Here is an 11,555-nt window from a genome sequence, read left to right on the forward strand (position 1 = left end):
CCGGACCCGCCCCGGCTCGCCGCGCCGGGCGCGACTTCCTACGATAACGAGTCTCACCCGAGCCCCCGGAGCCGAGCCATGAAGAAGGGCATCCACCCGAACTACCGCGCGGTCGTGTTCCACGACGTGTCGGCGAACGTGTCCATCCTCACCCGGTCGTGCGTCGAGACCGACGAGACCGTCAAGCACACCGACGGCAACGAGTACCCGCTGTACAAGGTGGAAATCTCGAGCGCCAGCCACCCGTTCTTCACCGGCAAGATGAAGTTCGTGGACACCACCGGCCGGGTCGAGAAGTTCCAGAACAAGTACAAGAAGGTCGGGTACGGCCAGAAGAAGTAAGCCGGCGGTTTGGCCGGGCATTTTTGACAGGATAACAGGATGAACAGGATGCCGAACCGAGCAAGGGTTCGGCATCCTGTTCATCCTGTTATCCTGTCAAAAGTTTTCTCGCCCCTGGGACGGCACCCATGATTCCCGCGATGGACCTGAAGCTCGCCCGGTTCCGCGAGCTCGAAGCGCAGATGGCCGACCCCGACGTGGCCGGCAACCACGCCCGCTTCTCCGTCGTCGCCAAGGAACTCGCCGCACTCACCAAGCAGGTCCGCCCGTACCAGGAACTGCTCGAGGTCGAGGCGGCCGTCCGCGGGGCCGAGGCGCTGCTCGCCGACGCCGACATGGCCCCCCTCGCCGAGGAGGAGCTGGCCCAGCTCCGTCCCAAGCGCGACGCCCTTCAGACCAAGGTCGAAGACCAGCTCCTCGTCGATCCCGATGAGGACTTCGACACACTCATCGTCGAAATCCGCGCCGGCACCGGCGGCGACGAGGCCGCCCTGTTCGCCGGCAACCTGTACGAGATGTACACCCGCTACGCCCGCACGAAGGGGTGGCACGTCGAGGAGATCGCGTACAGCCCCGGCGAGGCCGGCGGGTTCAAGGAGGTCAGCTTCGGGGTGAAGGGCGACGACGTGTACCGCTGGCTCCGCTACGAGTCCGGCGGGCACCGCGTCCAGCGCGTCCCGGCCACCGAGACGCAGGGCCGCATCCACACCTCGGCGGCCACGGTGGCGGTGCTGCCCGAGCCGGACGAGGTGCAGGTGACGATCAACCCGCAGGACATCGAGTGGGAGCGGATGCGGGCCGGGGGCGCCGGCGGCCAGCACGTCAACAAGACCGAGAGCGCCGTCCGCATCTGGTACAAGAAGGGCACTCCCGAGGAGATGGAGGTGAAGTGCCAGGACGAGCGGAGCCAGGGGAAGAACTACGAGCAGGCGATGCGCGTCCTCCGGAGCCGGCTGTTCGAGAAGCAGCAGCAGAAGCTCCACAAGGAGCGATCCGACATGCGCAAGAGCCTGATCGGCACCGGCGACCGGAACGCCCGCATCCGCACCTACAACTTCCCGCAGAACCGGGTCACCGACCACCGCATCGAGTTCACACTCTACAAGCTCGACACCGTCATGACCGGCGAGATGGACGGGATCATCCAGCCGCTGCTCGACCACGCCAGGCGCGAGAAACTCGGCGGAGCTTGACCCGGCGCCGGCTTCCAGCCGGCCGGAATCCCGAGTCAAACTCACGCCGCCTGCAAGTTGTGCCGTGCGCGGTGCAATCTTGCACAGCCCGTGCGCGACTGACCGGCCTTGTCATATTACCGTCAGTCGCTTTATCCCCTGATTTTTAAGCGACTTACGGCGTCAAGACGTGGATATTCCCGGTCCGGCACCGGCATTGCTTTGTGACCCCGACATCGAAGGACTGCCGCTTCGGTGCCTCCTCCACTCCCGGAACGCCAGTTTGTCGCACACGACCGGAAGTCCCGGTCGATCGGCCCCGGCCTGCACCCATGAATCCCAGGACAGGTGACCCCGTGCATCCGCTCCTCGAAGCCGGCATGACGCGCCAGGATCAGGAGGTGGTGGAACTCCCTCTGCTGCTGCCGAAGTGGCAGGCGGTCGAGTTGGAGGCTGCCGCACGCCAGCGCGGCATGACAATGGGCCAGTTGCTCCGCCGGGTGATCCGCGAGGTACTCGACGACGCCGGCACCGGGGCGCGGTCCTAACTCGGCCGCCGGTGTGAACGAAAAAGCCCACCCGTTGCAACGGGTGGGCTTTCCGTTTGGTCACTTCCGGAACGCCGGCGCGGTGCGGTCGCCGCGCGACAGCAGGTACGCCATCAGGTCGAGCACCTCGTCCTCCTTCAGCGTGTCGAGCAGGCCCGCCGGCATCATCGACAGACGCGACGGCCGCATGCTCTCGATGTTGTTGCGGTTCACGTCGGCCAGCGCGTTCGGGTCGAGCATGTTCGTGTTCACCTTCACGACGTCGCCGTTCAGGTTCACGATGCGGCCCACGACCACCCGGTCGTCGGCCGTGCGAATCTCCACGGCCGCGTACTGGTCGCTGATCTCCTTGTTCGGATCGACGATCGACTCCAGCAGGTCGCGGGCGTTGAACCGGCCGGCGGCGCCCGACAGGTCGGGGCCGTAACTGCCGCCCTCGTTGTCGTAGCGGTGGCAGGCGAAGCACTTGGCGGCGCCGAACAGCCGGCGGCCCTTCTCGAAGTCGCGGCCCCCGGCCAGCCCCTTCTCCAGCGCCGGCGCCAGGTCGGCCATCGTGTACGCCTTCACGAACGGCCGCGGCGCCTCCTCCGGGATGCGGACCGCCCCCGGCTGCGCGTCGATGATCGGCTTCAGCGCCGTCGCCTCGGCGGGGGTGAGCGTGGCGACGGCGTCGGCCTTTATCCGGCGGATGAACCCGGCCATGCTGTTGCCGCCGCGGAAGTTGGCGGCGCGGAGGAACCACGTGAAGTACTGCTGCCGCAGTTCGGGCGTCCACCCGGTGCGGAGCACGCGGAGGGCGCGGAGGTATTCGAGTTGCTCCTCCTGCGTCGGGGCGTCGGCCAGGAGTTTCATCGTCTTCGCGGCCGCGGTCGGGGATTCCAGGAAGACTAACACCTGACACAACTCGGCGTTCACGAGCCGGTTCTTGGCCGGGAAGGCGGCGTCGAACCGGACCGCGAGTGCCGCGGCGTCGGCGGCCTCGGGCTTGCCGTAACGGTTGAGCACGACCTGGTACGTCCGCAGCAGGTCGAGCTTTCCGGTGTCGTCGAGCTTGGCGGGGTCGATGCGGCCGAGCGCGGCGAGAAGCTTGCCGCGCAGGTCGGCGCTCGGCGGGGCGGCGCCGGGTGCGCGGTGGAACGGGTCTTGCGCGCCCACCCGGGCCAGTGCGAGCACGGCGGGGATGGCCTTGAGCGGGTCGGCCTCGGCGAGCGCCTTGTCGGCCCACGTCGGCGTCGGCTGGTGTTCCAGCGCCACGCGGGCGGCGAACGACGCGAAGCGGTCCTTCGAGTCGAGCAGTTTCCACGCCGCCGGCACCGCCTCGGGCGCCTGCTTCGTGTGGTACTGCTCGACCGCCAACCGGTCGGCGCGGGACACGCCGGCGGGGCCGTCGCCGCGGCGGGTCGTCGGCGGCTCGACGCCTTCGCCGGAGTACGTGACGCGGTACAGACCGCTGGTGGTGCGGCGGCCGCCGATGGTGAAGTACAGGGCGCCGTCCGTCGGGTTCACCACCAGGTCGGTCAGCGGCAGCGGCGTGCCGGTGATGAACTCCTCGACCTCACTCTTGTAGCCGCTCCCCTCCGGCGCGAGGTGCACGGCGTACAGCTTGCCGTAGCTCCAGTCGCAGATGAACAGCGCCTGCTGGTAGCGGGCCGGGAAGCGGGCGCCGTAGCCGAAGGCGACGCCGGTCGGCGAGCCGGGGCCGATGTTCGCCACGCCCGGCAGGTTGTCGAGGTAGTACGGCGGGAACTTGCCGGCCCCGTTCCGCCAGCCGAACTCGCTGCCGCTCGTGACCAGGCACACGCGCGTCGGCCGGTACCACGGCGTGTTGAAGTCCCACTCCATGTCGGCGTCGTAGGTGAACAGGTCGCCGGCGGCGTTGTACGCGGCGTCGTACTGGTTGCGGAAGCCGACGCTGAACAGCTCCCAGTTGGTACCGTCGGGCGACACGTTGTAGATGGCCCCGCCCGGCCCCATCACGCCGGCCATGAAGCCGTTGCCGTCGGGGAGCCGCGGGAGCAGGTGGTCTTCGCCCCACACCGGCGGCACGCGGGTGGTGTCGAACTTGGTGAGGGCCGTCTGGTTGCCGCACACGACGGTGAGGCGCTTGCCGTCGGGGTGCTTCAGCACCGCGTGCGGGCCGTGCTCGCCGAGGCCGCCGTTCTTGTAGCCCTCGAACTTCCGCAGCAACTGCACCCGGTCGGGTACGTCGTCGCCGTTCGTGTCGGTGACGCGGTACAGCCCGCCCTTCTCGTTGTGGTTGACGACGACGTACAGCGCGTCGAAGGCGTACAGCAGCCCCTGCGCCATGCCGATGTCCACCGGCAGTTTCTCGACCCTCGTGTCGGTCGACTTGCCGTTCAGCGGCGGCGGCGTGATGCGGTACAGCGCCCCGTACTGGTCGGAGGTGACGAGCCGGCCCTTCGGGTCGACGCACAGCGCGACCCACGACCCCTGCTCGGCCTTGGGGACGGTGTAGAGCAGTTCGACCTTGAAGCCCTTGGCGACCTTCATGGTCGCGGGGTCGGTGGCCGGCGACGCCTTGGCGGGAGCCTTCGGCGGCGGCTGGGCGGCCTTCTTCTTGATCTGCCCGTCGGCGGTCGGAACGCCGGCGACGGTGAACACTGCGGCCGCGAGCGCGGCGAGCGCGACGGCGAGTCGAACGCGGGGCATCGGGGAGGGCTCCGTGCGGGTGGTGGAAGTGTATCAAGAAGTGCCGCCGCTTGCGGCTTCGCGCTGGGCGACGCGAAGCCGCAAGCGGCGTTACTGGGCGCTGAAAACTCGCTCGGCGCGCGTCACGTTCCCGGCGCGATCTCGCACCGCAACCGTCAGCACCGCACGCGGCGTAGTCAGCGGCGCGGCCAGGGGGAGTTCCCACACGCCCGGCCCCGCGGGGCGGAACCGCGGTGCCAGGTTCGTCCCCGCCGCCGACCCGTCGATCGCCACGTCGGCAGTTACGGTGAACCCGGTCGCGTCCAGCCCGACGGTGTCGTGCGCGCCGATCAGCAGCCGCGTCAGCGGGGGGTTCGCCCCGGCCCGCGGCTGGGCCACGGTCAGCGTCGGCCGCTGGTCGTCGGCGAGCCAGCCGCGGCCCTTGCGGTCCAGGTCGATCGGGCACCCCAGGTCGATCCAGCGGACCAGCGTCAGCCGGTCCTCGTCGGTAAGACCCTTCACCTTCCCCGCCTTCACCGCGTCGGGCGGCGGCATGACGCTGCCGACGTAGTCCAGGTCGGCGCGGTTGCGGTTCGCCACGGTGTTCGTCACCGGCTCGCCCTTCAGGCTCAACGTGCGCGCGTTGCCGGGCTCCGTCTCGGTCGGGAAGTCGTCGTTGCTCCAGCCGTCGAGCCGCCGGCCGAACACCTTCCACGCCAGCAGGCTGCGGCGCGACTGGAACATCCGCACGTACCGCGACGCGTTCGGCAGCCGCCACGACTCCGTTAGCGGCTTGTGGCCGAACCGCGCCGCCCCGTCCATCGCCAGCCGGTAGTACGTGCCGGGCACGTCGTCGCAGTCCGGCAGGTTCACCGTCCTGGCGTCGTCGAGCACGAGGTTTCCCGCGGCCTTGCCGGCCTTCGACGTGTGGCACGCGGCGCAGCTGCGGTCGAGGATCGGCTTGATGTCGCGGAAGTACTCCACGTCCACGACGCCGGCCGCGGTCTTCAGACCGGTCTCGGCCTTGTCGTCCCAGCGCTTGCCGGACGAATCGTTCGCCCGGGTGGTGACCAGCGGCGTGCCGCGGGTCAGGTCGAACACGTCGTAGTCGGGCCGGGCCGCGGCCGTCGTCTCGAACAGCGTCGGCTTCTGGCTGTGGGCGTGGCACCCGCCGCAGTCGTTGCGGATCTCGCCGGGCCGCACCTGGTGCCACGTCTGGGCCATGTTCAGCACCATGCCGTGCCGGTCGATGGTCTGGAACGTAAACCCCACGTCGGCCGGAATCCTGGCCAGGAAGCTGGTGTCCGGGTTGCCGTCGGGGTCCAGCGGCTCCTTGCCGTCGGTGAACTTGCGGACCGGGATTTCGCCCAGGATGCGAAGGCGCTCCGTGGCGTGGCTGCGGAACGTGCGGCCGCTCGCGGGGCCGACGGGCCGGTCGGTCATCGGCTCCATCATGAGGATCCGCACGGCGTGAACGTCGGCGTTGCTGTACCGTCCGGCGTCGGCCCCCTGGTTGAACCAGTTCCCCGACGGCAGCTCGGCGGAGTTGAACGCCCCCAGGTCGGCGTAGCCGGTGGCGTCGGGCGCGGCCGCGGTCACGCCCTTCACGACGCCGTTCGGGTAGCTCTCGCGCTTGAGTAGGCTGGACGTGCCGACCAGCCCGAACGGCGTCCCCGCCGGCAGGTGCTTCGACAGCTTGCCGTCGTTGGCGAGCGTGGGCAGCCGGGCCGGCTCCTTGACACCGTGGACGGCGGAGTACGGCACGACGGCCCGCGGCCAGTGCTCGTTGTAGCGCGGGTCGTCCTTGATCTTGAGCAGCCGGCCCGGCTCGTCAATCGCCTTGCCGTCCTTCAGCAGGTAAATGCCGCTGTCCACCGCGGGGACGTGGACCGTGTACCCGCCGTTCACCGGGCCGGGCGACCACGCCAGCAACAAGTGGTTCTTCGGCGCCGCCGACGGGTGCGTCACCTTGCCGACGCGCGGGCCGGTGGGCTGCTGGCGCGGCCGGATCGTACCGGGGATCGGGGCCGGGGCCATTGCACCGGAGGCGAAGTCGGCCGGGCCTTCGTCGGCGCGGGCGAATCGCGTCAGCGACGCGATGCCGACCGGGCTGAACGGCAGGCGGCGGGTGCGGGGCGTGGCGCCCTCGCGGCCATGTTGCAGCGCGGGGTTGCGCGGGTCGTCGGCGTAGCCCGGCCCGAACGGCGGCTGCCCGGCCGGCGGCCCCGGCGGGAACACGACCAGCGACCCGAACCCGTTGCTCGTCTGGTTGTAGTACTCCTCGGCGACCACGCGGCCGTCGCTCAGCTGCGTCTGGAAGTGGTACGCGGTCGGGTTCGGCCCCGGGTTGAACGCCGACACCATCGGTCCCCAGTTCGTGCCGTCCGGGTGGATCGTCCACAGCCCCCACAGGATCGAGTGCCGTAGCCCCTGACTCTCCAGACTGCTGAACATCACCCGGCCGTCCTGCAGCACCGTGGGGTGGAGCGCCCCGCCGAGGTTGAGGTGGCCGACGCACTCGACGTTCGTGCCGTCGTCGTCCATCACGAAGAGCTGCATCAGGTGCGGCAGCCGCTTCGGCGGCTTGAAGGCGTTGCGGTTGCTCGTGAACATCACCTTCCCGCCCGGCAGCGGGCACGGGCCGAGGTTGAACACGCCGTATGGGATCGAGTTCTTGGCGGGCTCGGCGGTGCGGAAGTCCTTCGACCACGCCCCCGCGCCGAGGTTCGGCGTGAACGTCTGCGTCGTGAGGCGGCGGCTCTCGCGCGTCTTCAGGTGGAGCTTGTAGATGTCCGCACCCGCGGGCGGCCCCTGCGTGTGGCTGCCGCCGGCGAGGTCGTGGAAGAGGGCGTAATAGACCCACTCGCCGTCGAACGAGATCACCGGGTCGGTGACGGCCCCTTTCCCGCCGGGCACGAGCACCTCCTCGGTGCCGTCCGGGTGGAGGAGCATGAGGTCGGCGCCGGGGTCGGTGTACGTGGGGTTGGCGATCTCCGCCCAGCTGGTGCCGACGGCGTCGCCCTTGCGCGGCATGCGGACGTAGACGATGTCGTAGTCGATCCGCACGGCGGGGTCGGTGGCGACGGGCTTCGGGCTGATGTCGAGCGGGCGGGGGGCGGCGACGGGCTGGGCGATTGCGGCGGAGGCGAGGGCCGCGAGCGGCAGCAGGGCGGCGAGGCGGGACATGCGGCCTCCAAAGGGTGGGAAACAAGATTAACCACAGAGTCACAGAGAACACAGAGAGAAGACGAAAGGCCGAGATCGAACAATTGCTGCAATTGTCTTCCCTCGGCCTTCTGTCTTCCTCTCTGTGCCCTCTGTGACTCTGTGGTTAACACGCCGTCACTCGATCACTCACTCGACGGCGGTGCGGGCGGCGGCGGCGATGTCGGCGGCCTTGGCGACGGCCGACTTCGTGTCGCTGAACCCGTAGCTCTGGGTGATCTCGCCGCCGCGCTTGTAGACCAGCACGGTGACGGCGGCGCTCTTGTTCAGCTTGTACGCGCCCGGGCCGTCGGTGTCGGTGGCCACGGTCAGCGGGGCGGTCAGCTTGTGGGTGGTCTGGAGCTTCTCCAGGTCCGACCCGGTGACCCCGCCGATGCCGATGACGCAGGTGCCGAGCTTGGCGTTGGTCTTCTGGACGGCGTCCACGGCCTGGACCAGCTTGGCGACGTTCTCGTCGGCCTTCTGGGTGAAGATCAGGACGGCGGCCGGGGTCTGGTCGGCGGAGAACTTGCAGACGTAGCAGAGGGTCTCGCCGGCCTTCTCGCCGGTGAACGCCTTCACGTTGAAGGCGCCGCCGATCTTCTTGCCCGGGCCCGACTTCACGTCGTCGGCCTTGGCGCCGGTGAGGGCCAGCCCGACAACCGCCGCCAGCGACAGCATCACGCGCATCACATCATCCTCCAGGGTGCCACGGTCCGGCCCCGCCCGCCGGAGAGGCGGCAGGGCGTGGGGGCCGGTGAGGGCGATTCTAGCCCGCCCGGCCCCGTGCGGACATACAGACGCCCGGCGCGGGTCTGACATTCGATTCCCGCCCGACTTCATCCGAACGCCGCCGGCTGGCCGGTCGATTCCAGCACGCTCATCCACAGGTCGCCGTTCGGGTCGACCGTGTGCCGGTCGCGCACCGCCAGCGGGATCGGCAGCAGCACGAACCGGCCGTGCCACCGGCTCACCACCACCTCCGTCCGCCCCGCCATCGCCGCGTGAACGGCGTTGTGCGCCAGCCGCAGGCAGTACACGGCGTCGAACGAGTTCGCCTTCACGCTCCGGATCGAGTAGCTCGGGTCGATGTACTTGAGGTTCAGTTCCAGGTTCGCCGCCGCGAAGTCCTCGGTGATCCGCTTCCGCAGGAAGACGCCGACGTCGCCCAGCTTCGCGTTCCCGGAGGCGTCGGCGCCGGTCGCCGACTCCATCAGCTCCTGCCCGGCCCCCTCGGCCACCACCACGACCGCGTGCCCGCTCCGCTGCACGCGGCGCCGCAGCGCGGCCAGGAAGCCGTTCTCCCCGTCGAGCCGGAACGGCACCTCGGGGATGAGCACGAAGTTGGCGTCGTTGCGGGCGAGGGCCGCGTAGCAGGCGATGAACCCCGAGTGCCGGCCCATCAGCTTCACCAGGCCGATGCCGTTCGGCGACGCCTTCGCCTCCGCGTGCGCCGAGTGGATCGAGTCCGCGGCGACGGAGAACGCCGTCTGGAAGCCGAAGCTCTGGTCGATGAAGCAGATGTCGTTGTCGATCGTCTTGGGTATGCCGACGACGGCGATCTTCCGCCCCCGGGCCTCGACCTCGCGGCTGATGGCCTGCGCCCCGCGGAGGGTGCCGTCGCCGCCGACCACGAACAGCACGTTCACCCCCATCCGCTCCAGGCAGTCCACGATCTCGCCGGCGTTCTGCTCGCCGCGGGACGTGCCGAGGATGGTGCCGCCGGCCTCGTTGATCTGGCTGACCGACTGCGGCGTCAGGTCCACGACCGGCCGCTTGTACTTGGGGATGAACCCCTGGTACCCGTTGCAGAACCCGCTGATGCGGCGGACGCCGTAGAGGAAGTGGAGTTCCATGACGAGCGCCCGGATCACGTCGTTGAACCCGGGGCAGAGGCCGCCGCAGGTGACGATGCCGGCGTGCGTCTTGGACGGGTCGAAGTAGATCTCGGGCCGCGGGCCGGCCGGCTCGAAGCCGGGGATGTCGTCGGGCGAACTGCCGCGGCGGGCGAGGGCGGAGGCGGTGTCGTCGAACAGGACGCGGTCGGCGGGGTCGACGTTGTAGTAGCTCCGCTCGCGCGGCTTGAGGAGGTGGAGCATCGGCGACTCGACCCGGCACGGGCCGAGCGACTTGACGACGAGTTCGTCGCGGTTGACCACGGGGTGTACTCCACGGCCCCGCCGCGGCCGCGGTCGGCGGCGCGGGCGGGGGTCGGGAGAGGGAGCGGTGGGGGGATTCTACGAACGGCGCCTTACGCACCCAGCACCCGCGCGAACCACGACCGCCGCACCGCCGGCATCGGCACCGGCAGCGCCGACCCGCGCAGCACCGCGGCGCCCCACTCCTCGCCGGCGCGTCGCGCCGCCGCGCGGCCGGCCAACCCCCGCAGCGCCCGATACCCCTCGGCCAGCAGCGGTCGACGGCGGTCGATGCCGTGCCCGTCCGAGCCGATGAGGTGAATCATCCCGGCGTCGGCCCATTCGCGCAGCCCGCCGGCCATGTCGTCGTCCCACGGGTCGGCCAGCGCCGACGCCGTCACCTGTAGCAGGCACCCCGCCGCGACCCACGCCGCCGCCCGCGGCGGGTCGAACAGCAGCGGCGTGTAGCGCTCGGCGTGCGCGATCACGAGCCGCGTCGGCGCCACGGCCGCGGCCAGCGGCAGCACGTCCACGAAATCGCGGTGCGGCATCTCCACCAGCAGGTACGCCCCGGTGTCGCCGACCGTGAGGAGCCGGCCGGCGTGCCAGTCGGCGAGCGTGTCCGGGCCGAGCATCACCTCGCCAGTCGGGCGAACCGCCAGCTTCACCTTCTTGCGCTGAAGCTCGGCCGCGAGCGCCACCGCAGCTGCCCGGAGCCGCTCCGGCGTGTTCTCGGGGTAGTCGGGGTTCTGGTGCGCCAGCGCCGTGGCGAGCCCGGCCCCTTCGGCGACCAGGAAGCGGCACATGGCCACGGCTTCGGACATCGACGCGGGGCCGTCGTCGAGGCCGGCGAGGAGGTGGACGTGGGTGTCGGCCAGCGGCATCGCGTCACCGGGCGTAAAGCTTCCGGTCGCGGAGGTACTCTTCGACCGCCCGCGGCACGAGGTAGCGGACGCTCAGGCCGTCCGTCACGGCCCGCCGCAGCTCCCGGCTCGCGATCTCGATCATCGGGCACGCCACGTAGCGGAGCCGGACCGCGTCGGTCGTGACGTTCAACGCCTTCGCCAACCGGTCGGCGGTCCAGAGCATGACCCCCGGCCGGGGTACTACCACGAGGCTCGCCAGTTCGATGACCCGCTGCGGCTCGTACCACCCGGGCAGGTCGGGGAGGCCGTCCGAACCCATGAGCAGAGCGAATTCCGCGCCGGGGTGGCGGCGGCGGAGCTCGGCCAGCGTCTCGGCCGTGTAGCTCGGCGGGGGGAGTTCCTTCTCGATCCGCTCGATGCGGAACGCCGGGTGGCCGGCGACGGCGAGTTCGAGCATGTCGCACCGCTGCTCGAACCGCGTGACCGCGGCCGCGGCCTTGTGCGGCGGGTGGTAGCTCGGCAGGAACCACACCTCGTCGAGCCCCGCCTGGTCGCGGCACTGCTCGGCCAGGATGAGGTGCCCCATGTGGACGGGGTCGAACGTGCCGCCGAAGATGCCGATGCGCATGCGGTTGG

Annotated in this window: 9 protein-coding genes; 3 read left to right on the forward strand and 6 right to left on the reverse strand. The window is 70.2% G+C overall.

The features are described 5' to 3' along the window. Nucleotides 1-78: 78 nt before the first annotated feature. From ETAA1_RS21180 to ETAA1_RS32270, 3 genes are all read left to right on the forward strand, one after another. Nucleotides 79-342: a type B 50S ribosomal protein L31 gene (locus ETAA1_RS21180; protein ID WP_145242011.1), complete on the forward strand. Its 264-nt coding sequence runs from the start codon at nucleotides 79-81 to the stop codon at nucleotides 340-342. 128 nt (nucleotides 343-470) lie between these two features. Further along, nucleotides 471-1,535 (forward strand): peptide chain release factor 1, encoded by a 1,065-nt coding sequence (gene prfA / locus ETAA1_RS21185; RefSeq protein ID WP_145242013.1) that lies wholly within the window; start codon nucleotides 471-473, stop codon nucleotides 1,533-1,535. 335 nt (nucleotides 1,536-1,870) lie between these two features. Next, nucleotides 1,871-2,062 (forward strand): hypothetical protein, encoded by a 192-nt coding sequence (locus ETAA1_RS32270; protein ID WP_202920310.1) that lies wholly within the window; start codon nucleotides 1,871-1,873, stop codon nucleotides 2,060-2,062. 60 nt (nucleotides 2,063-2,122) lie between these two features. Here the strand turns inward: ETAA1_RS32270 and ETAA1_RS21190 are convergent, their stop codons facing one another. The 6 genes from ETAA1_RS21190 to nadD form a co-directional block, all read right to left on the reverse strand. Beyond that, nucleotides 2,123-4,732 (reverse strand): c-type cytochrome, encoded by a 2,610-nt coding sequence (locus ETAA1_RS21190; RefSeq protein WP_145242015.1) that lies wholly within the window; start codon nucleotides 4,730-4,732, stop codon nucleotides 2,123-2,125. A 90-nt stretch (nucleotides 4,733-4,822) separates the two neighbouring features. Continuing rightward, entirely contained in the window at nucleotides 4,823-7,897 is a 3,075-nt protein-coding gene (locus ETAA1_RS21195) for an HzsA-related protein (protein ID WP_145242017.1), read from the reverse strand. Between the two features lie 168 nt (nucleotides 7,898-8,065). Next, the gene (locus ETAA1_RS21200) at nucleotides 8,066-8,605 is read right to left on the reverse strand and encodes a hypothetical protein (RefSeq protein WP_145242019.1); all 540 of its coding nucleotides are present in this window, start codon (nucleotides 8,603-8,605) and stop codon (nucleotides 8,066-8,068) included. Between the two features lie 149 nt (nucleotides 8,606-8,754). Beyond that, complete coding sequence (locus ETAA1_RS21205; RefSeq protein ID WP_145242021.1) at nucleotides 8,755-10,074, reverse strand: ATP-dependent 6-phosphofructokinase; 1,320 nt, start codon at nucleotides 10,072-10,074, stop codon at nucleotides 8,755-8,757. Between the two features lie 92 nt (nucleotides 10,075-10,166). After that, nucleotides 10,167-10,937, reverse strand: a complete 771-nt coding sequence (locus ETAA1_RS21210; RefSeq protein ID WP_145242023.1) for a CpsB/CapC family capsule biosynthesis tyrosine phosphatase — start codon at nucleotides 10,935-10,937, stop codon at nucleotides 10,167-10,169. Between the two features lie 4 nt (nucleotides 10,938-10,941). Beyond that, nucleotides 10,942-11,547, reverse strand: coding sequence for a nicotinate (nicotinamide) nucleotide adenylyltransferase (gene nadD, locus ETAA1_RS21215; RefSeq protein ID WP_145242025.1), 606 nt, complete (start codon nucleotides 11,545-11,547; stop codon nucleotides 10,942-10,944). Nucleotides 11,548-11,555 lie beyond the last annotated feature (8 nt).

Source organism: Urbifossiella limnaea, assembly GCF_007747215.1.
Lineage (GTDB): Bacteria > Planctomycetota > Planctomycetia > Gemmatales > Gemmataceae > Urbifossiella > Urbifossiella limnaea.

Bases quoted from the DNA above. Each gene is read 5' to 3' on its own strand.
- ETAA1_RS21180 (WP_145242011.1), top strand. From the start codon at position 79: ATGAAGAAGGGCATCCACCCGAACTACCGCGCGGTCGTGTTCCACGAC.
- prfA (WP_145242013.1), top strand. From the start codon at position 471: ATGATTCCCGCGATGGACCTGAAGCTCGCCCGGTTCCGCGAGCTCGAA.
- ETAA1_RS21190 (WP_145242015.1), bottom strand. From the start codon at position 4,732: ATGCCCCGCGTTCGACTCGCCGTCGCGCTCGCCGCGCTCGCGGCCGCA.
- ETAA1_RS21195 (WP_145242017.1), bottom strand. From the start codon at position 7,897: ATGTCCCGCCTCGCCGCCCTGCTGCCGCTCGCGGCCCTCGCCTCCGCC.
- ETAA1_RS21200 (WP_145242019.1), bottom strand. From the start codon at position 8,605: ATGCGCGTGATGCTGTCGCTGGCGGCGGTTGTCGGGCTGGCCCTCACC.
- ETAA1_RS21210 (WP_145242023.1), bottom strand. From the start codon at position 10,937: ATGCCGCTGGCCGACACCCACGTCCACCTCCTCGCCGGCCTCGACGAC.
- nadD (WP_145242025.1), bottom strand. From the start codon at position 11,547: ATGCGCATCGGCATCTTCGGCGGCACGTTCGACCCCGTCCACATGGGG.